The following is a 20,166-nucleotide window of genomic DNA, read 5'->3' as shown; positions in this document are numbered from 1 at the left end:
GGGCGCCGCGCCGCCATCAGCCCGCCGCGCCGCGCCCCCAGGGCACGCCGCCCGCGTAGGTCATGTAGCTGACGCCGGCCGTCCAGCCCGAATCGACCGGCAGCAGGATGCCGGTGATCGTGCGGGCCGCCGGCGAGCACAGGAAGCCGATCGCGTCGGCCACGTCGGACGGCTCCGGCAGCGTGGGCAGCGCGTGCACGCCCATGATCTTGCCGAGGTCGCGCTGGCCGGCGTCGATGCGGGCCTGCAGCTCCGGCGTCATCACATAGGTGGGCGCCACGCTGTTGACGCGGATGCCGTGCCGGCCGAGTTCGTCGGCCAGCAGCTGGGTGAGCCGCGCCAGCGCCGCCTTGCCGGGGTTGTAGGCCGGCAGCGGCAGCGGCAGCAGGCTGTTGATCGATCCCACCGTGACGATGTTGCCGCCCTGTCCGGCGGCGATCATCTGCCGGCCGAAGCTGCGGCAGGCGTGCAGCGTGCCGTGGTAGTTGACGCGCCACATGCGGTCGTGCGCGGCCAGGTCCATCTCCATGATGGACTCGGTGTTGGGGATCAGCGCGGCCGAGGTGACCAGCACTGTGGCCGCGCCGAGATCGGCCGCCACGCGGGCGGCCACGGCGTCGACGACGGCGGCGTCGGACACGTCGCAGTCGTAGAAGCGGGCCTGGCCGCCGCCGGCCGCGAGTTCATCGGCCAGCGCCCGGCCGCGGGCGCGGTCGACGTCGAGCAGGGCCACGGCCAGGCCGGCCTTGGCGAAATGGCGCGCGGCGGCGGCGCCGATGCCGCGGCCACCGCCGGTGACCACGGCCACGCCGGCGGCGCCCGCCGGCCGGGATATCGGTTGCGAGTCGGTCATCTGGGGCGGGCCCCTCAACCGCGCAGCGAGCGGAGTTGTTGCTGGTACGACGACGGATCGACGATGACGTCGACCACGGTGACGCCGGCGCTCGCGTAGGCGGCCTTCAGCGCGCCGGGCAGTTCCTCGCGCGAAGTGACGCGCACGCCCTGGGCGCCGAAGCCCTTGGCCACGGTGGCGAAGTCGGTGGCGGAATAGTCCATGCCGACGCGTTCGAAACCGCGCTGGTGCTGCTTGGCGCCGATCATCGCGATGGCCGAGTCGTTGAACACCACCACCGTGAGGTTGGCGCCGGCCTGGACCGCGGTGGCCAGCTCGGCCGCGCACATCATCAGGCCGCCGTCGCCGGTGAAGGCGACCACCGGGCGGCCGGGATCGGCCATGGCCGCGCCGATCGCGCTCGGCAGCGCATAGGCCATGGTGGCCAGGCCGCGCGAGACCAGCGTGTCGTAGGGGCGGCTGGCCTGGTTGAACACCATCACCGGCAGCATGTGGGCGCCGGCGTCGACCGTGACGCGGGCATTCGGCGGCAGCAGTTCGCAGCCGGTCTTGGCCAGCAGGGTGGGGGTGATCGGGCCGCCGTCGGTGTCGAAGTCGCCGCGCTTGAGCATGTGGGCCTTGATGCGGGCGAACTCGGCCGTGTCCCACGGGCTGCGCGCCAGGCCCTCGGCCAGGCGGCGGGCGGCGTCGCCCAGGTCGCCGATCAGGGCGACCGCCGGCAGGTAGTGGTTGCGCGGGAAGGCGTAGGTGGCGAGGTCGATCACCGGGGCCTCGTAGCGCCAGGGCTTGGGCAGCAGTTCGATCGGATCCAGGCCGAAGGTCAGGATGAGGTCGGTCGACTTCATCGTTTCGTCTTCGGCGCCGCCGGCCATGAAATGGCCCATGGCCAGCGGGTCGGCGTCGGGCAGCGCGCCCTTGCCCATGTAGGTGGAGAAGACCGGCACGTTCCACTTGCGCGCCAGCGTCTGCAGGGCCTCGGCGGCGCCCGGCTCGCGCGTTTGCAGGCCGGCGATGATGATGGGCCGCTGCGCCTTGGCCAGCAGCGCGCGGGCGGCCTCGATGGCGCTGGCGTCGACCGCCGGCAGCGGCGCCAGCGCGGCGGGCCGCACCGGCAGCGAGAGCTCGGGCGCGTTGCCGCGCATGCCCTGGCCGGTCACCTCCAGGTAGACCGGGCCGGCGGGCCGGGCCATCGCCAGGTCGAGCAGCGGGCCGACGGCCGGCAGCACCGCCGGCGAATCCACGCGCAGCGCGCCCTTGGTCACGGGCTCGAGCATGCGTTCCTGGTCGAAGCGCTGGTGGCTGACGAAGGATTGTTCGTTCTCGTAGCCGTCGCTGATGATGACGATGCCGCAGCGGTCGAGCATCGCGCAGGCCACGCCGTTGGCGCCGTTGGCCAGCCCCGGGCCGCGCGTGGTCAGCACCACGCCCAGGCTGCCGTCCACCTGGTAGGCGGCGGCCGCGGCCATCGCGGCCGAGTTCTCGCCGCGGGTCAGCACGAATTCGATGCCGATCTCGTGCGCGGCGGCGATGATGTCGATGCTGCAATCGCCGCCGGGCACGCCGTAGATATGCTTGACGCCGCGCGCCGCGAATTGCCTGACGAGGGCCTGTGCGCCCGTAAGGCGCGCGGGAGCGCCTGCTTGAGTGGAGGTGGTCATGTCTTCGTCCTGGTGGATGGATGGAAGCGTGGTTGATTATCGTGAGGCCCGCGACCGCAGGTGCCTGGGGCCGGCCGGACCGTGCCGCGTCACAGTGGAAATGTTAACGCTAACGTAAAGGCCACGATGCTAGTCCCGGGAGCCGTTCGCTGTCAATATACGCCACGGGCCGCGGGCCGCGCGGCCGTTCCTTGGCAGGCCTCAACAGGGGTCTGCACAGGGCTGTCTGATAGCGCTATCATACCAGTCTCCGGTGTCGTCGTCGCGGCCCGGTTCCGGCGGCGCCCGCCGTCCGGACGTCCACAAGCAAGGAGACTGTCAATGAGCGAATGCGTGGTGCTGGTCCGGCGCTTCATCAAGCCCGAGCGCGCGAAGGAATTCGAGGCCAAGTTCCTGGGCCTGCCGGCCGTCACGGCCCCCGGCTTCCTGGGCAAGACGCTGACCCGGCTCGACGCCCTCGGCCTGCCGCCCGGACTGAACAGCATGCACATCGCCGGCAACCCCGACTGCGTCACCTACGTGATCGTCGAGCGCTGGGCCTCGGTCGACCAGTTCCGCGCCTATGTGCCGTCGGCCAGCACGTCGGACCAGGACGAGTTCGAGGCGCTGCCGCGCCAGCGCGCGATCCTGTCGGTAGTCTGAACGCCGGGAGCCGGCCACGGGCGTGTCGCGGCATGGGCGTATATTTCGTCCTTGCCCATCCGTTTTTCCTCCCATGCCTGCCCATCCCCGAACCGTCCGCCACCTGGTCATCGCCGCCGTGATGGCGTCCATGTCGATGGTCGCCGTCGAGGCGACCATTGTCGCCACCGCCATGCCGCAGATCGCCGGCCAGCTCGGCGGCCTGAATCTCTACAGCTGGGTGTTCTCTTCGTTCCTGCTGACGCAGACCGCGATGACGGTGGTGTTCGGCAAGCTGGCCGACCTGTACGGCCGCAAGCCGATGATGCTGGCCGGCATCGGCATCTTCCTGCTGGGCTCGGTGCTGGCGGGCTTCGCATGGTCGATGCCGTCGATGATCGCGTTCAGGCTGATCCAGGGCATCGGCGCCGGCGCCGTCCAGCCGGTGGCGATGACCATCGTGGCCGACCTGTACCCGGCGCACGAGCGCGGCAAGGTGCAGGGCTACCTGGCCAGCGTGTGGGCGGTCGCCGCGGTGGTCGGGCCGCTGATCGGCGGCCTCATCATCCGCCACGTGTCGTGGGCCTGGATCTTCTGGCTCAACGTGCCGATCGGGCTGGCGGCCATCGCCGGCTTCTGTACCTATCTGCACGAAGAGCGGCGGCGCGAGCGGGCTGCGGTCGACGTCGCGGGCGCCGCGCTGTTCACGGCGGCCATCGCGGCGCTGATGGTCGCGCTGACCGATACCGGCGACGCCGACCGCACCCATCTGTGGATCGCCATCGCCGCCTTCATCGTGTTCGGGGCGCTGTTCGCGCTGCAGGAGCGGCGCGCCGCCCACCCGATGATTTCGTTCGCGCTGTGGAGCCGGCGGCCGATCGCCGCCGCCAACATCTCGGCCATGCTGGCCAATATGGCGCTGATCGGGCTGACCACCTTCCTGCCGATGTACGTGCAGGGCGTGCTGCATCGCTCGCCGGTGGTGGCGGGGCTGGCGCTGACCATGGTGATGCTGGGCTGGCCGGTGGGCGCCACGGTGGCGGTGCGCCTGTTCCGGCACTTCGGGATGCGGCCGATCATGCTGGCCGGCAGCGTGCTGATTCCGGCCGGCAGCGCGGTCTTCGTCCTGCTCACGCCCGGCAGCTCGCCGGTCACGGCCGCCGTCGGCTCGATGGTGATGGGACTGGGCATGGGGTTGACCAGCGTCAGCGCGCTGGTGCTGATCCAGGAAATCGTCGACGCCTCGCAGCGCGGCAGCGCCACCGCGTCGAACGTGTTCGCGCGCAACCTGGGCAGCACGGTCGGCGCCACGGTGCTGGGCGCCGCGTTCAACTACGGCCTGGCCAATTCGGGCGGCGTCGCGATCGATTCGGCGCAGTTGCGGCGGGTGCTGGAAGACCCGGACGCCGCCGCCGGCATCGGCCAGGCCGTCGATCACGCGCTGCATCTGGCCTTCTGCGGCATGCTGGCGATCGCGGTGCTGGTCGTGCTGGCCACGCTGCTGGTGCCGCCGGTGAAGCTGCGGCTGGGAGCCCGGCCGGCGAGCTCGGCCGAGGTTTCCTGAACGCCGGCCGGGCGCGCCGAGGCATCGCCGCGCCGGGCGGCCGCCCGCTGCCGCCCGACAGGGCCGGCGCGTCCGGGTTGTCACAGATGCTCACGCTTGTCGCCGAAAGGTCGAGCAAAGTTCGGCACTCGTTCGGCGCGCCGGTGCAATATTGGCGGCCGCGCCCGTCGGGCGCTGCAATCGATTATCCGGCTCGTTCAAGCCGATAAAAGGGCTGCCATGAAATACCAACGTTTCGTTTCCGCACTTCTCGTGGGCGCCAGCCTGGTTGGCCAGGCCGCCTTCGCCCAAGGCCACGGCCACGGCCGCAACGGGCCGTCCGGCCCGCCGGGACGCGGTGGCCAACACATGGACCGCGGGCCGGGCCCCGGCCACAACGGCCCGCCGCCCCATGCCCGTCCGGTGCCTCCGGGCCCCGGCCGCGGTCCCGCGGCCTGGAACCCGCCGCACCGCTGGGCCAAGGGCGAGCGCGTGCCGGTGGTGTACCGCAGCCGGCAGTACGTGATCGAAGACTGGCGTTCGTACCGCCTGTCGGCGCCGCCGCGCGGCTACCAGTGGATCGGCGTCGGCGCCGACTACTTCCTGGTCGGCGTGGCGACCGGCATCGTGCTGCAGAGCGTGTTCGGCAACTGAAGCGCCGCACAGGCCGCCGGGCGGCGCCGCCGCGCGCCGCCCGGTTTCCTCATTCCACCTTGGCGCCCGAGGCTTCGACGATCCCCTTCCACTGGTGATACTCGGTGTCCAGCAGCGACGAAAGCTGCGCCGGCGTCATGATCTGCGTTTCCGCGCCCTGCTCGTGGATGGCCGCCTGCATGTCGGGCTGCGCCAACAGCTTGTTGACCTGGGTGTTGAGCTCGGCGATCACGGCCTTGGGCGTGGCGGCCGGCACGAACAGGCCGTACCAGGTGCTGACGTCGAAGCCCTTGTAGCCCAGCTCGGCCACGGTGGGCACGTCGGGCAGCGAAGTGCTGCGGCGCGCCGAGGTGACGGCCAGCGGCCGCAGCTTGCCGGCCTTGATCTGGGCGATGGCCGACGGCACCGACGACACCAGCAGGTCCACGTTGCCGGCCAGCACGTCGGCCAGCGCCGCGTTCGAGCCCTTGTACGGGATATGGCGGATGTCGATGTGTGCGGCTTCCTTGAAGATCTCGCCGGCCAGGTGGATGGTGGTGCCGCTGCCGGGCGATCCATAGGTGAGCGAGCCCGGCGCCGCGCGCGAGGCCTCCACCACGTCGGCCAGCGTCTTCAAGCGCGATTCGGCGTTGGTGACGATGACGATCGGCGTGTAGGCCACGTGCGCGACCGCGGCCAGGTCCTTGGTCGGGTCGTAGCTCACGCTCTTGTACAGCCAGGGCGCGACCACCAGGTTGTCTTTTTGTCCCATCACCACCTCGTAGCCGGTGGGCGCGGCGCGCACGGCCGCCGCGATGCCGATGGTGCCGCCGGCGCCGGCGCGGTTCTCGGGCACCACCGTCCATTTGTTGGCCTCGGCCAGCCGGGTGGCGACCAGGCGCGACAGGATGTCGGTGCCGCCGCCGGGCGGGAAGGGCACGATGAGGTGGATGGGCTTGCTGGGATAGGGCTGCGCATGGGCGACCGAGGCCGACAGCGCGAGCGCCGCGAAAAGGGAAAGGGTGCGGGTCAAGAGAGTCTCCTGGGGCCGGGCCGCCGTCCGGCGTGGACTTGCTGGCATTGCGATTCGGCGGATCGCCGCACTTTGCCTCAAAGTGGCGGCCGTAGGCAAATCGGCGGCGATGCCGATACACTGGCGGCCATGATTCGACGGGAGGCGCGATGACGCCGACATCCTCCGCCGCGCCGGCCGGGGCCGGGCTGGCGCCGCTGATCGTGGCGATGAGTTCGCGCGCGCTGTTCGACCTGTCGGAGGCGCACGCGGTGTGGGAGCAGTCCGGCGACGAGGAGGCTTACCGCCGCTACCAGGTAGAGCGCGAGAACCAGACGCTGGCCCCCGGCGTCGCCTTCAACCTGGCGCGCAAGCTGCTGGCGCTGAACGACGATCCCGACGCGCCCAGGGTGGAGATCGTGCTGCTGTCGAAGAACAGCGCCGACACCGGCCTGCGGGTATTCAATTCGATCCGCGACCACGGCCTCGACATCCAGCGCGCCGCCTTCACGCGCGGCCTGAACCCGTTCCGCTATGCCGAGGCCTTCGGCGCCTGCCTGTTCCTGTCGGCCGATCCGACGGACGTGCGCGAGGCGCTCGAAGCCGGCATGGCCGCGGCCACCATCCTGCCGTCGGCGGCGGCCGGCGCCGGTTCGGCCGGCCACGAGCTACGCATCGCCTTCGACGGCGATTCGGTGCTGTTCTCCGACGAATCGGAGCGCATCTTCCAGGATCAGGGGCTGGAAGCCTTCATCCGCAACGAGCGCGAGGCGGCCGATACGCCGCTGGCGCCGGGCCCGTTCGCGCCTTTTCTGCGCGCGCTGCACGCCATCCAGGCGGCGGCGCCGCCCGGCCAGCCGCTGGTGCGCACCGCGCTGGTCACCGCGCGCGGCGCGCCGTCGCACGAGCGCGTGGTCAAGACGCTGCGGTCGTGGGGCGTGCGGGTCGACGAGTCGCTGTTCCTGGGCGGGCGCGACAAAGGGCGCTTCCTGGCCGCGTTCGGGGCGGATATCTTCTTCGACGACCAGGCCCGGCACTGCCAGTCGGCGGCGCAACATGTGTCGACCGGGCACGTGCCGTTCGGGATCAAGAATCCCACCCCTACGCGCTTCGCGCGCCCCTCGAGGGGCGGCACTGGCGGACCGACGGAGCCGGATCCGCCGTGCCCTGGATGATGCCGGGGTAGTTGCGGGATCGTCTATTCGATGTCACATCTGGCTTTTCTGTCTCGTCTTGAATGCAGGGCGGCATGCCGCCGCCTCTTCTTCTAGGACGAAAACGGAGAAACCGCCATGCAAGCCCGCATCGATCCCTATGCCGCCGCGCCCGCCGCCATCCGCGCCATGATGGCGCTGTCCGCCCATGCCGAGAAAAGCGGCCTGGAGCGCAGCCTGCTGGAACTGGTCAAGACGCGCGCCTCGCAGATCAACGGCTGCGCGTTCTGCCTGCACATGCATGCGCGCGACGCGCGCGCCGCCGGCGAGAGCGAGACTCGCCTGTACCTGCTCGACGCCTGGCGCGAATCGACCCTCTACACGCCACGGGAGCGCGCCGCGCTGGCGTGGACCGAGGCGCTGACCCTGATCGCGCAGACGCACGCGCCGGACGAGGATTATGATGAGCTGGCCCGTCATTTCTCGGAAGCCGAGCAGGTCGAGCTGACGATCGCCATCGTTACCATCAACGCCTGGAACCGCATCGCCGTGGGTTTCCGCCGCCCCCACCCCGCCGATTGAGTACCCGCATGGCCGCCGACATCCCCGCCGACACACACGCCGCGGCCGGCTTCGAGCCGCATCGCCGCCACCTGTACGGCCTGGCCTATCGCATGCTGGGGTCGTGGTCCGATGCCGAGGACATGGTGCAGGAGGCCTGGCTGCGCTGGCGCGAGGTGGATCCGGCGCGGATCGATGCGCCGCGCGCCTTCCTGTCGCGCATCGTCACCCGGTTGTGCCTGGACCACCTGAAATCGGCCCGCATGCGGCGCGAGCAGTACGTCGGACCGTGGCTGCCGGAACCGCTGCCCGATGCCGAAGCCTATGCCGCCAACGCCCCGGGCGAATACGCCGGCGACCTGTCGATGGCGCTGATGCTGGCGCTGGAACGGCTGTCGCCGCTCGAGCGCGCGGCCTTCCTGCTGCACGATGTGTTCGACGTGCCTTTCCCGGAAATCGCGCGGACCCTGGGCCGCGGCGAGGCCGCCTGCCGCCAGCTGGCGGCGCGCGCCCGGGTGCACGTGCGCGAGGCGCGGCCGCGGGTGCGCGTGACCGAGCAGGAAAGCATGCGGATCGCCGCCGCCTTTATCGAGGCGTCGCGGCGCGGCGACCTGGAAGCCCTGCAGCGCCTGCTGGCCGAAGACGCCGTGCTGCACAGCGACGGCGGCGGCAAGCGGCGGGCCGCGATGCGGCCGGTGCGCGGGCGCGACCGGATCGCGCGCTTTTTCGCCGGCATCGCGCGCAAATATCCGCCCGGCATGCTGTGGGCCGTTCCGGCCGGGCTCAACGGCATGCCCGGCGTGGTCGAAAGCGAGGGCGACGGCAGCCTGCGGGCCACGCTGGTCGACATCCGCGACGGCAGGGTGGCGGCGGTCTACATCGTGCGCAATCCCGACAAACTGGGGCACCTGGGGCGGTTCGGTCCGGCCGCCGGCGGCGCGGCGCAGAGTTGACGGCGATGGTGCGGCTGGAAGACCTGCTGGTGTTCGTGCGCGCGGCCGACGGCGGCAGCCTGTCGGCCGCCGCACGCCAGCTCAATATGACGCCGGCCGCGGCCAGCGCCGCGGTCAAGCGGCTGGAACGCCTGCTGGACGCGCGCCTGCTGGCCCGCTCCACCCGCAGCCTGCGCCTGACGCCGGACGGCGAACGCTACCTGGCGCACGCGCGCAGCGCGCTGGCCGAGATCGAGGCCGGCAGCCACGCGCTGGAACGCGGCCGGCAATCGATCGGCGGCGAGGTGACGCTGGCCCTGCCTTCCGACCTCGGCCGCAGCGTGCTGGCCGGCTGGCTGGATGAGTTCCAGTCCATGCATCCGCGGGTCAGGCTGAACCTGCACATCAGCGACCGGGTGGCCGACCTGTTCCGCCATCCGGTCGATCTGGCCGTGCGCTATGGGCCGTTCGAGGATTCCACGCTGGTGACGCTGCCGCTGGACGACGCCAACCGGCGCGTGCTGTGCGGCGCGCCGGCCTATTTCGCGCGCCATGGCCGGCCGCGGTCGCCGGCCGACCTGGCGCGCCACAACTGTCTGCGCTTTGCATTGAGCGACGGGGTGCAGCGGCAATGGCGCTTCGAGCGGGACGGCCGGGTCGAGACGGTCGCCGTGGACGGCGACCGCGTCAGCGACGACGGCGAGCTGGTGCGGCGCTGGGCGTTGGCCGGCCACGGGCTGGCATACAAATCGCGGCTCGACGTGTTGCGCGACCTGCGGGCCGGCACGCTGGAGGCCGCGCTGGCCGACTATGCCGGCGAGCCGGTGCCGCTGCGGCTGGTATGCCCGGACCGCGGCATGCTGTCGCCCACCGTCCACGCCCTGCGCGAGCTGCTGCAGGCGCGCATCGCCGAATACCTGGACGGCGAATCCGCCGGCGCCACGGCCGTGCCGCCTCCCGCGGCAGCGGCCGGGCAGGACGCCTAGAAGCCCTCCAGCACGATCTTGCCGCGGGCCTTGCCGCTTTCGAGCAGGGCATGGGCGCGCTTCAGGTTGGCTGCGGAAATCGTGCCGAAATGCTCGCTGGCCGTGCTGCGCAGCGTGCCGTCGTCCACCAGCTGGGCGACACGGTCGAGCAGTTCGTGCTGGCGGATCTGGTCGGCCGTGCCGTACACCGACCGGGTGAACATCGATTCCCAGTGCAGCGACACGCTCTTGCCCTTGAGCAGGCGCACGTCGAACGCCTCGGGATCGTCGATCACGCCGATGCGGCCTTGCGGGGCGACGGCTTCGACCAGCTGCGGGTAATGCTGCCCGGTGTGGGTCAGCGAGGCGATGTAGCGCACCTCCGGCACCCCGGCCGCGCGCAGCCCGTCGGCCAGCGGCTGCCGATGGTCGATGACGTGGTGGGCGCCCAGCTCCTGCAGCCAGGCCCGCGTTTCCGGGCGCGATGCGGTGCCGATCACCGTAATGCCGGTCAGCTTGCGCGCCAGCTGGACCAGGATCGAGCCGACCCCGCCGGCGGCGCCGACCACCAGCAGCGCGTCGCCGTGGCCGCCGCCTTGCGGCACGCCGAGCCGGTCGAACAGCAGCTCCCACGCCGTGATCGAGGTCAGCGGCAACGCCGCCGCGGCGGCGAATTCCAGCGTATCGGGCATGCGGCCGACGATGCGCTCGTCCACCGCGTGCAGTTCGCTATTGGTGCCCGGCCGGCCGATGGTGCCGGCATACCAGACCCGGTCGCCCGGCCTGAACAGCGTGACGCCCGCGCCCACGGCGCGCACCACGCCGGCGGCGTCCCACCCCAGCACCACCGGCTCGCCGCCCTTGGGCTGGCGGCTGGCGCGCACCTTGGTGTCCACCGGGTTGACCGAAACGGCCCGGACCTCCACCAGCAGATCGCGCTCGCCCGGCACCGGCGCGGGCAACTCGACGTTCATCAGCGACTGCTCGTCGGCGATGGGCAGGCAACGGTAGTAGGCAACGGCTTTCATGGCGCTTTCCTCATGGCTATGGAATGGCGCCAGTGTGCTACGGGCCAGCCAGCCGGACCAGCGCCTCGCGGCCGGTTTCTGTTTCAAACAGCGGTTGAAAATGCGCCTCGGGACACATGACAGTGCGCTTGCCGTCCGCGTGATGTCAGGGCTTGAGCACCACCTTGATGCAGCCGTCCTCCTTGTCGCGGAAGGTCTTGTACATGCCGGGCCCTTTCTCCAGCGGCACGGTATGGGTAATGACGAACGACGGGTCGATCTGGCCGTCCTGGATGCGGCGCAGCAGGTCGTCGGTCCAGCGGTTGACGTGGGTCTGGCCCGTGCGGATGGTCAGGCCTTTGTTCATCGCCATGCCGAAGGGGATCTTGTCGACCAGGCCGCCGTAGACGCCGGGCACCGAGAGGATGCCGGCGGGGCGGCATACGTACATCATTTCGCGCAGCACGTGGGGGCGGTCGGATTCGGCCATCACCGCCTGCTTGGCGCGGTCGTAGAAGGAGTCGAAGGAACGCATGACGTGCGCTTCGAGCCCGACCGCGTCGATGCATTTCTCCGGCCCTTTGCCGCCGGTCAGCTCGCCCAGCCGCTCGACCACGCTCTCGTTCTCGAAATCGATGATCACCGCGCCGCCCTCGCGCGCCATCGCCAGCCGCTCGGGCACGTGGTCGATGCAGATCACCTGGCGCGCGCCCAGCAGCACGGCGCTGCGGATGGCCATCTGCCCGACCGGGCCGGCGCCCCAGATGGCCACCGTGTCGGTCGGCTCGATTTCGCACTGCACGGCGGCCTGCCAGCCGGTGGGAAGAATGTCGCCCAGGAACAAGACCTGCTCGTCCGTAAGGCCTTCCGGCACCTTGATGTGGGTCTTGTCGGCGAACGGTACGCGCACGTATTCCGCCTGCCCGCCGGGGTAGCCGCCGGTCAGGTGGCTATAGCCGAACAGGCCGGCGGTGGTGTGGCCGAACACCTTGTCTGCGGTCTCCTTGTTGCGGTTGGTGCGCTCGCATACCGAGAAATTGCCGCGCCTGCACTGGTCGCACTCGCCGCAGAAGATCGTGAACGGCACCACCACGCGGTCGCCCGGCTTGAGCGCGTGGTTGTCCTTGCCGACCTCCATCACCTCGCCCATGAATTCGTGGCCCATGATGTCGCCGTGCTTCATGCCCGGGATGAAGCCGTCGAACAGATGCAGGTCGGAGCCGCAGATGGCGCAGGCCGATATCTTGACGATGGCGTCGCGCGGGTGCTCGATGGCCGGGTCGGGAACCGTGTCGCAGCGTATGTCGTGCTTGCCGTGCCAGCACAGTGCTTTCATGCCGTTCTCCTGTCGAGGGCGGGCGCGAAGGGGTCGCCCGGCTCAGCAAGCGGCGTGCCGTGCTTCCGGGCGGTCCCGGCCTGCGCGGCTCGCACTGCGCGGCTCGCACGGCGCGGCGGCCTACCAGCTGGTGTCGCGTTCCGACGTGGCCGAGATCCGGTGGATGGCCAGGTCGGCGCCGTTGTATTCCTCTTCGTGGCCCAGGCGCAGGCCCACGCAGCGCTTGAGCACGCCGTAGACCAGCGCGCCGCCCGCCGCGGCCAGCGCCACGCCCAGCAGCGTGCCGGCCAGCTGCGCCGCGAACGACACGCCGCCCATGCCGCCCAGCGCGCGCTGGCCGAAGATGCCGGCCGCGATGCCGCCCCAGGCGCCGCACATGCCGTGCAGCGGCCATACGCCCAGCACGTCGTCGATGCGCCAGCGGTTCTGCACGCGGGTGAACATCGACACGAACAGCACGCCGGCGATGGCGCCGGTGGCCAGCGCGCCCAGCGGGTGCATCAAGTCGGAGCCGGCGCATACCGCCACCAGCCCCGCCAGCGGGCCGTTGTAGGTGAAGCCCGGGTCGTTGCGGCCCAGCAGCCAGGCGGCCAGCGTGCCGCCCACCATGGCCATCAGCGAATTCAGCGCGACCAGGCCGCTGATGTGGTCCAGCGTCTGCGCGCTCATCACGTTGAAGCCGAACCAGCCGGCCGCCAGCACCCAGGCGCCCAGCGCCAGGAAAGGGATGTTGGACGGCGGATGGGCGGCGATGCGGCCGTCCTTGCCGTAGCGGCCGCGGCGCGGCCCGAGCAGCATGACGGCCGGCAGCGCGATCCAGCCGCCGAAGGCATGCACCACCACCGAGCCGGCGAAGTCGTGGAAGGGCGCGCCGGTCCACGCGGCCAGCGCATCCTGCAGGCCGAAGCGGTCGTTCCAGGCCATGCCCTCGAACAGCGGATACAGGAAGCCGACCAGCACGAAGGTCGCGGCCAGCTGCGGATTGAACTTGGAGCGTTCGGCGATGCCGCCCGACACGATGGCCGGGATGGCGGCGGCGAAGGTGGAAAGAAAGAAGAACCGGACCAGCGCGTAGCCGTCGGCCCGCGCCAGCGTGCCGGCGCCGGCGAAGAAATCGACGCCGTAGGCGATGGTGTAGCCGATGAAGAAATAGGCGATCGTCGAGACCGAGAAATCGACCAGGATCTTGACCAGCGCATTGACCTGGTTCTTGCCGCGGACGGTGCCGAGCTCCAGGAAGGCGAAGCCGGCGTGCATCGCGAACACCATTACCGCGCCGATCAGCAGGAACAGGGTGTCCTGGCTGGTTTTCAACTCGTTCATGCCTAGCACGCCATCCGGATGGGAAGACGCACGGCAAAGCAGGATGTGTGCCAAGATGGGGCGTCGGCGCACGAATGCGGGCGGGGAAGGCGCCATATCCGTGCCCGGCAGGTTCCGGTGCGGCGCACGCCGTGTCCGGTTGCACCAAAATAGGAATATTTCCGCCATATCATGGTGCCGATGGCACCACGATCGGGATATTCCGGCCGCGTTACCAGGGCAGCGGCGGCGCGGCCAGCCGGCTGTCCTCGCGCCCCGCCACCGTGCCGAAGCGCGCATGCCCCGCCTCCCAGTCGCGCTGGGCCTGCGTGATGCGCGTCTTGTCGGTGGCCACGAAATTCCACCAGATCACGATCGGATGGTCGATCGGGACGCCGCCGATCAGCAGCGCCCGCGAGCCGGCGGCCAGCGCCGGCTCCAGCGCGTGGCGCCCGGGCGGCAGGTAGGCCAGTTCGTTGGCATCGAAGTGCCCGCCTTCCACCGTGGCGCCGCCTTCCAGCACCAGCAATCCGTGTTCGAAGGCGGGGTCGAGCGGAATCGACGGCCGCGCGGCGCCGCCACAGGAGAGGTCGACGCCGACCAGCGGCGAGTACACCCGGCAGGGCGCCTTGCGCCCCGCCAGCGAACCGGCCAGCAGCGTGAAATCGACGCCGCCGTCGCGCCAGCGCGGCAGCTCCGGATAATGATCGAAGGCCGGCGCGATGGTATCGTGGCCCGGCGGCAGCGCGATCCACAGCTGGGCGGCGTGCAGCACCCGCTGGTCGGGCTGCGAGTCTTCCGTATGGCTGATGCCGTTGCCGGCCGTCATCAGATTGACCTCGCCGGGGCGGATGGGCTGGACGTTGCCCAGGCTGTCCCGGTGCAGCACCTCGCCTTCGATCATCCAGGTAAAGGTTTGCAGCCCGATGTGGGGATGGGCGCCCACGTGCATGCCGCGGCCCGGTTCGAAGCGGGCCGGGCCGGCGTGGTCGAGGAAGCACCAGGCGCCGATGGTGCGCCGGTGGCGCACGGGCAGCACGCGGTCGACGGCGACTTCGCCGCCGATCTCGGCGCGGCGGGCCGCGATGCGTTCGACGGGAGCGGGCGTGGGCGTAGGCATGCGGTACCTCCGGAGACGGGTCGCAACGCGGCAATCCAGGTCGGTATGATAGCGCCAGGCTTTTTGCCGCCACCGCCGCCCGTGGCGCCATGAATTTTCGGAGACCTCCATGCGTTGGTTCAAGCGCATCGCAATCGGCCTGGCCGCGCTCGTCGCGGTCGCCGTCGTTTGCGTCGGCGCGCTGGCATTGCTGGTGGACCCCGCCCAGTACAAGACACAGATCGCCGGCGCCGTCAGCCAGCGCTACGGCCGCACGCTGCGCATCGACGGCGGCCTGAAGCTGGCGTTTTTCCCGCGGCTGGGGCTGGAAATGGGCCGGGCCTCGCTGTCGGAGCCGCGCTCGGCCCAGATCTTCGCCGCGGTGGATTCGGCGCGCGTGGCGGTGGCCGTCTGGCCGCTGTTGTCGAGGCGGGTGGTGATCGACCATCTGCGGGTCGACGGCCTGAAGGCCAACGTGGTGCGCGACGCGCGCGGCCGCTTCAATTTCGACGACTTGCTGGAAGGCGGCCAGGCGCGCGGCGCGGCGCCGGCCGGACCGGCCGCCGGGGCGCCGTCCGGCGGCGGCGCGCCGCTGCAGTTCGACGTGGCCGGCATCGAGTTCACCAACGGCGAGCTGGCCCTGCGCGACCAGGCCTCCGGCCGCGCGCTGCGCCTGGAGCGGCTGTCGGCCAGCGCCGGCCGCATCGTCGCCCGCCAGCCGTTCGCCTTCGACGTATCGGCCCGCGTGCTGGGCCAGGCGCCGCGGGTCGATGCCAGCGTGCAGGGCAGCGGGCGCATCGAGTTCGACCCGGCGCTGCGGCGCTTCGCGGCGCGCGACGTCGAGTTCAAGGCCAGCGGCGTACTGCCCTCGGTGCGCGCCAACGCTTTCGCCGCCCGCGGCAGCGTCGAGTTCGACGGCCAGAAGCGCGCGCTCGACGCCTCCGGCGTGTCGGTGACCTTCCAGGGCGACGTCGCCGGCGATACGCCGCTGACCGGCATCGACGCCCGCGCCGATGTCCCCGCCTTCGGCATCGGGATCGACGAAGGCCGCATCCGCGTCGACAAGCTTTCGCTGTCGGCGCAGGGGCGCGCCGGCGCCGATCCGTTCGAGCTGAACCTGGCCGCGCCGCGCCTGCAGGTGACCGACCGCAGCGCCGAGGGCGACGACCTGACCGGCCGCCTGCGCCTGTCGGGCGAGGCGGCCGCCGATGCGCGCTTCACGCTGTCGGGCGTATCGGGCAGCGCCGACAAGCTGGCGGCGGCGCGCTTGGACGTGTCGGCCACGCTCAGGCGGGGCGCGCGGACGGTGATGCTGACCGGCGCCTCGCCGCTGGAAGCCAGCGTGCGGCAGCGCACGCTGTCGCTGTCGCGCATCGACGCCCAGCTGCGGATCGACGATCCAGGCCTGCCGGGCGGCAACATGGCGATTCCGGCCAGCGGCAGCGTGCGCGCCGATTTCGCCAAAGAAGCGCTGGCGCTGCGGCTGGGCGCGACGATCGACGGCGGCCGGCTGGCGGCCAACGCCGACCTGGCGCAGTTCGATACCCCGCGGGTGAATTTCTCGCTCAATGCCGAGAAGCTCGACCTCGACCGCCTGTTCCCGCCGCGCCCGCCGGCCGGCGGCGCCGATGGCGCGGCGGGCGGCGGCCCGGCGCCCGATGCGGCCATCGACCTGTCGCCGCTGCAGGGCTTCACCGCGCACGGCACCGTCCGCATCGGCCAGCTGGTGGCGCGCGGCGTGCATGCCGACGACGCGGCCGCCACGGTGCGCGTGGCCAACGGGCGGGCCGACGTTTCCGGCCTGAAGGCCTCGCTGTACGGCGGCAGCCTGTCCGGCAGCCTGTTCGCCGACGCCAATACCCACCGGCTGGGGCTGGCGCCGTCGCTGAGCAACGTCTTGCTGCAGCCCCTGCTGGCCGACGCGGCGGGCAAGGACGTGCTGTCGGGCCGCGGCAACGTCGCGCTGAACCTGACGGCCACCGGGCAGACGGCGCAGGCGCTGCGCGCCTCGCTCAACGGCACCGGGCAGCTGTCGCTGCGCGACGGCGCGATCAAGGGGATCGACCTGGCGCGTTCGCTGCGCGAGTTCAAGTCGATGCTGGCGCTCGGCAAGGACGCCGCCGCCGATGCCGACGGCGCCCGGCAGACCGATTTTTCCGAAATGCAGGCGCAACTGGTGTTCGCCAACGGCGTCGGCACCGTGCGCAGCCTGAACGTCAAGGCGCCGCTGCTGCGCATCGCGGGCGGCGATCCGGCCCGGATCGACGTGGCGGCGTCGCGGCTCGACCTGGTGGCCAACGTCACGGTGGTCAATACCTCCACCGGCCAGGACGGCAAGGAACTGGCCCAATTGCACGGCGCCACCATTCCCGTGCGCCTGAGCGGGCCGTTCGACGCGCCGCGCTACGAGGTGCTGTGGAGCCGGGTGGGCGCCAGCCTGCTGGAAAACGCGATCAGGAAAGGAATCGGCAAACAGCCCGGCACCCCCGGCAAGCCGGCCGACAAGCCCCTGGATGCGGTGCGCGACCGGCTGAAGAAACTGTTCGAACGTTGATGCCGTCGCCCGCGCGCGGCCGGCGCCTTCCGGCGGCCTCCACGGGCCCGTGTTTTAGGGAACCCCAGCCATGTCCATCGGCATTTCAGGCCTTTACGTCTATCCCATCAAATCGTGCGCCGGCATCGCGCTGGCCGAGTCCGGCATCGGCGCGGCCGGGCTGTACAACGACCGGCGCTGGATGGTGGTGTCTCCGGACGGCGATTTCATCACCCAGCGCAGCCATCCGGCCCTGGCGCGCGTGGCCACGGCGCTGCACGACGGCTACCTGGTCGCGCTGGCGCCGGGCCTGCCGCGGCTGGACATTCCCATCGACGTGATCGAAGACGACGACAGCGTGCGATGCAGCGTGCGCGTCTGGGGCGACGTGGTCGACGCGATCGACGAAGGCGAGCTGGCGGCGCAGTGGTTCGCCCAGGTGGTCGGCGCGCCGTGCCGGCTGGTGCGGGTCCATCCGCAGGCGCGGCGCGCCGTCGGGCCCGCGCGGGTGGCGGCCTGGCTGGCCAGCCATCCGGACGTGCGCGGATTCGCCGCCGAGCACGTGACCGCGTTCGCCGACGGCTATCCGGTGCTGGTGGCCAACGAGGCTTCGCTGCGCGAGCTGAACGAAAGGCTGGCCGCCGCCGGCGCGGCGCCGGTGGGCATGGAGCGGTTCCGGCCCAACGTGGTGCTGGACGAGTTCGGCGCCTTCGACGAGGACTACACGGTGGAGATCGCGATCGGCGCGGTGCGGCTGGCGCTGGTCAAGCCCTGCGTGCGCTGCGAGATTCCCAACACCGACCAGCGCACCGGCGCGCGCGGCGTGGAGCCGATGGCCACGCTGGCCGGGTTCCGCAGCCAGCCGGGCGGCGGCGTGACCTTCGGCATGAACGCCATCGTGCAGGCCCCGCCCGGCGCGGTGGTGAAAGTGGGCGACCGGGCGGAGGTGAGGCTGGATTTCCAGGAGTAGGAACGACCCGGCGCCGGGCCTCAGGCCGCCGACTTCGACAACAGCCCCGTGAGCAGGCGGTATTTGTCCATCAGCTGGTCCTGGTCTTCGCGCCAGGCCGGGTTGAACTCGATGCACTCCACCGGACAGACGACCTTGCACTGCGGCTCGTCGTGATGGCCGACGCATTCGGTGCAGCGCGCCGGGTCGATCTCGTAGATCGACTCGCCCATGGCGATGGCGCCATTCGGGCATTCAGGCTCGCAAACATCGCAATTGATGCATTCGTCGGTGATCAGCAGGGCCATCGAAGCGGCTTCTTTCTGGTGGTGGGCTTATATCTATGGTACTGCGCACTTCCGTGCCTATCCCGGACGCCGCGGATCCGGCTCCGCCGGTCCGCCAGCGTCGCCCCTTGAGGGGCGCGCGAAGCGCGAGGGGGGAGCCCTCTACAGGGCGCGCGAAGCGCGTAGGGGTGGGCTTTCAACCCCGGTCGCCGCCCAGCTGTGTCACCTTGGCCTGCAGCCAGCGTTCGACCGACGGGAACACGAATTTGCTGACGTCGCCGCCCAGCTGGGCGATTTCGCGCACGATCGTACCCGAAATGAACTGGTACTGGTCCGACGGCGTCAGGAACATGGTTTCGACATCGGGCAGCAGGTAACGGTTCATGCCCGCCATCTGGAATTCGTATTCGAAGTCGGACACGGCGCGCAGCCCGCGCACGATCACGCGGGCATTCTGCTCGCGCACGAAATCCTTAAGCAGCCCGGCGAAGCTGGCCACCGTGACGTTGGGATAGTGGCCGAGGATCTCGCGGGCGATCTCTACCCGTTCGCTCACGGTGAAGAAGGGCTTCTTGTTGCGGCTGACCGCCACGCCGACCACCACGCGGTCGAACAGGCTCGCCGCCCGGCGGACCAGGTCCTCGTGCCCGCGCGTCATGGGATCGAAAGTGCCAGGGTAAACAGCAATAATCATGCGGGGCTCCGTAGGGTTGGGCATACGCCTCTTGTTGCGGCCGCCGGCGTCTCCTCGGCGGTGTGGCGGTTTTTACGAGATTATTTCGCCATTTGCGCGGCGCAGCAAACCGGGCGCCGGCGAGGGCCCCGGCGCGAATCGTTCCCGGGGCCAGGCCCGGTCAGATCGCGGCCGATCGGAATAAGTGAGCGTACACCGCCCCGGCCCGTTCCTGCCGCAGCAGCGTCAGCCATGGCGGCGGTTCGACGGCATGCTCGGCCTCGATATAGACCAGCGCATCGGCCGCGAGTGCCGGCTGCAATGCCGGCAGGATCCTGGCCAGCCAGTCGTGGCCGAACGGGGGATCGAGCAGCGCCAGGTCGAAGCGGCCGCCCAGCGCGGGCACCGCCCGCAGCGCGTCGCCGGCCACGATCCGCACGCCGGACGCCCCCAGGCGGTCGCAAAGCGCCTGCAGCGCGGCCGCCGCGCGGCGGTCGTGCTCGATCATCACCACTTCGCCGGCGCCGCGCGAAGCCGCCTCCAGCCCCAGCGCGCCGCTGCCGGCGAAGGCGTCCAGCACGCGGCGGCCGGCGAAATCGCCGTCCCAGAAGTGGTTCAGCCAGTTGAACAGGGTCTCGCGCACGCGGTCGGGCGTGGGACGCAGTCCGGGCAGGTCGAGCACCGGTATCGGCGTGCGCTTGAAGCGGCCGCCGATGATGCGGATTTTGTGCGGCGGCGCGGCCGGGGGCCGCGCGGCGGGCTTGCGCGATAAAGACATCGTTTGGCACCGGTAGAATCGAGGGATTCTATGTCGCGCGCGCCGATCCTGCATGGACGCCCGCGGCCGGGGGCGCCGCAGCGGCCCCGGCGCCGGCGCGGCGGCCGCTGCATTTTGCGAGATTCGCCCATGTTCAGTTTCTTCCGGAAAAAATCCCAGCCCGAGGCGCAACCCGAACCGGCCGCGCCGGCCGCCGCGGCCGGCGCGGCGCCGGGCCGCGCGGGTCCGGAGGCGGCGCGCGACGCCGAGGCCGCCGCCTCCCTGGCGCAG

The 20,166-nt window shown here is 71.0% G+C and carries 19 protein-coding genes; 9 read left to right on the top strand and 10 right to left on the bottom strand.

The window, feature by feature from the left end:
• Nucleotides 1–16: 16 nt before the first annotated feature.
• A complete protein-coding gene (locus ABD927_RS22830) occupies nucleotides 17–853 on the bottom strand; it encodes an SDR family NAD(P)-dependent oxidoreductase (protein WP_345252192.1) in 837 nt (278 codons plus the stop codon).
• A 14-nt stretch (nucleotides 854–867) separates the two neighbouring features.
• On the bottom strand, nucleotides 868–2,511 hold the full coding sequence (locus ABD927_RS22825) for a thiamine pyrophosphate-binding protein (RefSeq protein WP_345252191.1): 1,644 nt from the start codon (nucleotides 2,509–2,511) through the stop codon (nucleotides 868–870).
• Between the two features lie 321 nt (nucleotides 2,512–2,832).
• On the opposite strand from ABD927_RS22825, the gene ABD927_RS22820 reads away from it, so the two are divergent.
• The 3 genes from ABD927_RS22820 to ABD927_RS22810 all read left to right on the top strand — a co-directional run bounded on the left by ABD927_RS22820 (nucleotide 2,833) and on the right by ABD927_RS22810 (nucleotide 5,329).
• On the top strand, nucleotides 2,833–3,153 hold the full coding sequence (locus ABD927_RS22820) for an antibiotic biosynthesis monooxygenase (protein WP_345252190.1): 321 nt from the start codon (nucleotides 2,833–2,835) through the stop codon (nucleotides 3,151–3,153).
• Nucleotides 3,154–3,226: 73 nt separating this feature from the next.
• The gene (locus ABD927_RS22815) at nucleotides 3,227–4,696 is read left to right on the top strand and encodes an MDR family MFS transporter (protein ID WP_345252189.1); all 1,470 of its coding nucleotides are present in this window, start codon (nucleotides 3,227–3,229) and stop codon (nucleotides 4,694–4,696) included.
• A 219-nt stretch (nucleotides 4,697–4,915) separates the two neighbouring features.
• Nucleotides 4,916–5,329, top strand: a complete 414-nt coding sequence (locus tag ABD927_RS22810) for an RcnB family protein (RefSeq protein WP_345252188.1) — start codon at nucleotides 4,916–4,918, stop codon at nucleotides 5,327–5,329.
• 49 nt (nucleotides 5,330–5,378) lie between these two features.
• Here the strand turns inward: ABD927_RS22810 and ABD927_RS22805 are convergent, their stop codons facing one another.
• Complete coding sequence (locus tag ABD927_RS22805) at nucleotides 5,379–6,389, bottom strand: Bug family tripartite tricarboxylate transporter substrate binding protein (protein WP_345252187.1); 1,011 nt, start codon at nucleotides 6,387–6,389, stop codon at nucleotides 5,379–5,381.
• A gap of 101 nt (nucleotides 6,390–6,490) precedes the next feature.
• Here ABD927_RS22805 and ABD927_RS22800 point away from each other — a divergent pair, with 101 nt between their 5' ends.
• The 4 genes from ABD927_RS22800 (at nucleotide 6,491) to ABD927_RS22785 (ending at nucleotide 9,953) form a co-directional block, all read left to right on the top strand.
• Complete coding sequence (locus ABD927_RS22800) at nucleotides 6,491–7,495, top strand: 5'-nucleotidase (protein WP_345252186.1); 1,005 nt, start codon at nucleotides 6,491–6,493, stop codon at nucleotides 7,493–7,495.
• A gap of 117 nt (nucleotides 7,496–7,612) precedes the next feature.
• Nucleotides 7,613–8,056: a carboxymuconolactone decarboxylase family protein gene (locus ABD927_RS22795; protein WP_345252185.1), complete on the top strand. Its 444-nt coding sequence runs from the start codon at nucleotides 7,613–7,615 to the stop codon at nucleotides 8,054–8,056.
• Between the two features lie 8 nt (nucleotides 8,057–8,064).
• The gene (locus tag ABD927_RS22790) at nucleotides 8,065–8,988 is read left to right on the top strand and encodes a sigma-70 family RNA polymerase sigma factor (RefSeq protein WP_345252184.1); all 924 of its coding nucleotides are present in this window, start codon (nucleotides 8,065–8,067) and stop codon (nucleotides 8,986–8,988) included.
• Nucleotides 8,989–8,993: 5 nt separating this feature from the next.
• On the top strand, nucleotides 8,994–9,953 hold the full coding sequence (locus tag ABD927_RS22785; RefSeq protein ID WP_345252217.1) for a LysR family transcriptional regulator: 960 nt from the start codon (nucleotides 8,994–8,996) through the stop codon (nucleotides 9,951–9,953).
• On the opposite strand, the gene ABD927_RS22780 is transcribed toward ABD927_RS22785, so the two are convergent.
• The 4 genes from ABD927_RS22780 to ABD927_RS22765 form a co-directional block, all read right to left on the bottom strand.
• On the bottom strand, nucleotides 9,950–10,960 hold the full coding sequence (locus ABD927_RS22780; protein ID WP_345252183.1) for a zinc-binding alcohol dehydrogenase family protein: 1,011 nt from the start codon (nucleotides 10,958–10,960) through the stop codon (nucleotides 9,950–9,952). The two genes, ABD927_RS22785 and ABD927_RS22780, sit on opposite strands and share 4 nt — an antisense overlap.
• 145 nt (nucleotides 10,961–11,105) lie before the next feature.
• Entirely contained in the window at nucleotides 11,106–12,275 is a 1,170-nt protein-coding gene (locus ABD927_RS22775) for a zinc-dependent alcohol dehydrogenase (RefSeq protein WP_345252182.1), read from the bottom strand.
• A gap of 120 nt (nucleotides 12,276–12,395) precedes the next feature.
• Nucleotides 12,396–13,598: an ammonium transporter gene (locus ABD927_RS22770; RefSeq protein WP_345252181.1), complete on the bottom strand. Its 1,203-nt coding sequence runs from the start codon at nucleotides 13,596–13,598 to the stop codon at nucleotides 12,396–12,398.
• Nucleotides 13,599–13,809: 211 nt separating this feature from the next.
• Complete coding sequence (locus tag ABD927_RS22765) at nucleotides 13,810–14,697, bottom strand: pirin family protein (protein ID WP_345252180.1); 888 nt, start codon at nucleotides 14,695–14,697, stop codon at nucleotides 13,810–13,812.
• A 109-nt stretch (nucleotides 14,698–14,806) separates the two neighbouring features.
• Between ABD927_RS22765 and ABD927_RS22760 the strand changes: the two genes are divergently transcribed.
• The gene (locus ABD927_RS22760; protein ID WP_345252179.1) at nucleotides 14,807–17,230 is read left to right on the top strand and encodes an AsmA family protein; all 2,424 of its coding nucleotides are present in this window, start codon (nucleotides 14,807–14,809) and stop codon (nucleotides 17,228–17,230) included.
• Nucleotides 17,231–17,300: 70 nt separating this feature from the next.
• Entirely contained in the window at nucleotides 17,301–18,179 is an 879-nt protein-coding gene (locus ABD927_RS22755) for an MOSC domain-containing protein (protein ID WP_345252178.1), read from the top strand.
• Between the two features lie 20 nt (nucleotides 18,180–18,199).
• Here the strand turns inward: ABD927_RS22755 and ABD927_RS22750 are convergent, their stop codons facing one another.
• From ABD927_RS22750 to rsmD, 3 genes are all read right to left on the bottom strand, one after another.
• Entirely contained in the window at nucleotides 18,200–18,466 is a 267-nt protein-coding gene (locus ABD927_RS22750) for a YfhL family 4Fe-4S dicluster ferredoxin (protein ID WP_345252177.1), read from the bottom strand.
• 175 nt (nucleotides 18,467–18,641) lie between these two features.
• The gene (gene coaD / locus ABD927_RS22745) at nucleotides 18,642–19,139 is read right to left on the bottom strand and encodes a pantetheine-phosphate adenylyltransferase (protein WP_345252176.1); all 498 of its coding nucleotides are present in this window, start codon (nucleotides 19,137–19,139) and stop codon (nucleotides 18,642–18,644) included.
• A 160-nt stretch (nucleotides 19,140–19,299) separates the two neighbouring features.
• Nucleotides 19,300–19,896, bottom strand: coding sequence for a 16S rRNA (guanine(966)-N(2))-methyltransferase RsmD (rsmD, locus tag ABD927_RS22740; RefSeq protein WP_345252175.1), 597 nt, complete (start codon nucleotides 19,894–19,896; stop codon nucleotides 19,300–19,302).
• Nucleotides 19,897–20,166: the final 270 nt, after the last annotated feature.

Source organism: Pigmentiphaga soli, from assembly GCF_039541095.1.
GTDB classification, from domain to species: domain Bacteria; phylum Pseudomonadota; class Gammaproteobacteria; order Burkholderiales; family Burkholderiaceae_B; genus Pigmentiphaga; species Pigmentiphaga soli.
The sequence above is the reverse complement of the archived record's forward strand: the minus strand, read 5'-3'. Positions and strand labels throughout refer to the sequence as shown.

Excerpts from the sequence above, each read along its gene's own strand:
- ABD927_RS22800 (WP_345252186.1), top strand. The coding sequence starts at position 6,491 with ATGACGCCGACATCCTCCGCCGCGCCGGCCGGGGCCGGGCTGGCGCCG.
- coaD (WP_345252176.1), bottom strand. The coding sequence starts at position 19,139 with ATGATTATTGCTGTTTACCCTGGCACTTTCGATCCCATGACGCGCGGG.
- ABD927_RS22790 (WP_345252184.1), top strand. The coding sequence starts at position 8,065 with ATGGCCGCCGACATCCCCGCCGACACACACGCCGCGGCCGGCTTCGAG.
- ABD927_RS22815 (WP_345252189.1), top strand. The coding sequence starts at position 3,227 with ATGCCTGCCCATCCCCGAACCGTCCGCCACCTGGTCATCGCCGCCGTG.
- ABD927_RS22785 (WP_345252217.1), top strand. The coding sequence starts at position 8,994 with ATGGTGCGGCTGGAAGACCTGCTGGTGTTCGTGCGCGCGGCCGACGGC.
- ABD927_RS22760 (WP_345252179.1), top strand. The coding sequence starts at position 14,807 with ATGCGTTGGTTCAAGCGCATCGCAATCGGCCTGGCCGCGCTCGTCGCG.
- ABD927_RS22810 (WP_345252188.1), top strand. The coding sequence starts at position 4,916 with ATGAAATACCAACGTTTCGTTTCCGCACTTCTCGTGGGCGCCAGCCTG.
- ABD927_RS22805 (WP_345252187.1), bottom strand. The coding sequence starts at position 6,389 with ATGCCAGCAAGTCCACGCCGGACGGCGGCCCGGCCCCAGGAGACTCTC.
- ABD927_RS22795 (WP_345252185.1), top strand. The coding sequence starts at position 7,613 with ATGCAAGCCCGCATCGATCCCTATGCCGCCGCGCCCGCCGCCATCCGC.
- ABD927_RS22765 (WP_345252180.1), bottom strand. The coding sequence starts at position 14,697 with ATGCCTACGCCCACGCCCGCTCCCGTCGAACGCATCGCGGCCCGCCGC.
- ABD927_RS22780 (WP_345252183.1), bottom strand. The coding sequence starts at position 10,960 with ATGAAAGCCGTTGCCTACTACCGTTGCCTGCCCATCGCCGACGAGCAG.
- ABD927_RS22750 (WP_345252177.1), bottom strand. The coding sequence starts at position 18,466 with ATGGCCCTGCTGATCACCGACGAATGCATCAATTGCGATGTTTGCGAG.
- ABD927_RS22755 (WP_345252178.1), top strand. The coding sequence starts at position 17,301 with ATGTCCATCGGCATTTCAGGCCTTTACGTCTATCCCATCAAATCGTGC.
- ABD927_RS22775 (WP_345252182.1), bottom strand. The coding sequence starts at position 12,275 with ATGAAAGCACTGTGCTGGCACGGCAAGCACGACATACGCTGCGACACG.
- ABD927_RS22770 (WP_345252181.1), bottom strand. The coding sequence starts at position 13,598 with ATGAACGAGTTGAAAACCAGCCAGGACACCCTGTTCCTGCTGATCGGC.
- ABD927_RS22820 (WP_345252190.1), top strand. The coding sequence starts at position 2,833 with ATGAGCGAATGCGTGGTGCTGGTCCGGCGCTTCATCAAGCCCGAGCGC.
- ABD927_RS22830 (WP_345252192.1), bottom strand. The coding sequence starts at position 853 with ATGACCGACTCGCAACCGATATCCCGGCCGGCGGGCGCCGCCGGCGTG.
- rsmD (WP_345252175.1), bottom strand. The coding sequence starts at position 19,896 with ATGTCTTTATCGCGCAAGCCCGCCGCGCGGCCCCCGGCCGCGCCGCCG.
- ABD927_RS22825 (WP_345252191.1), bottom strand. The coding sequence starts at position 2,511 with ATGACCACCTCCACTCAAGCAGGCGCTCCCGCGCGCCTTACGGGCGCA.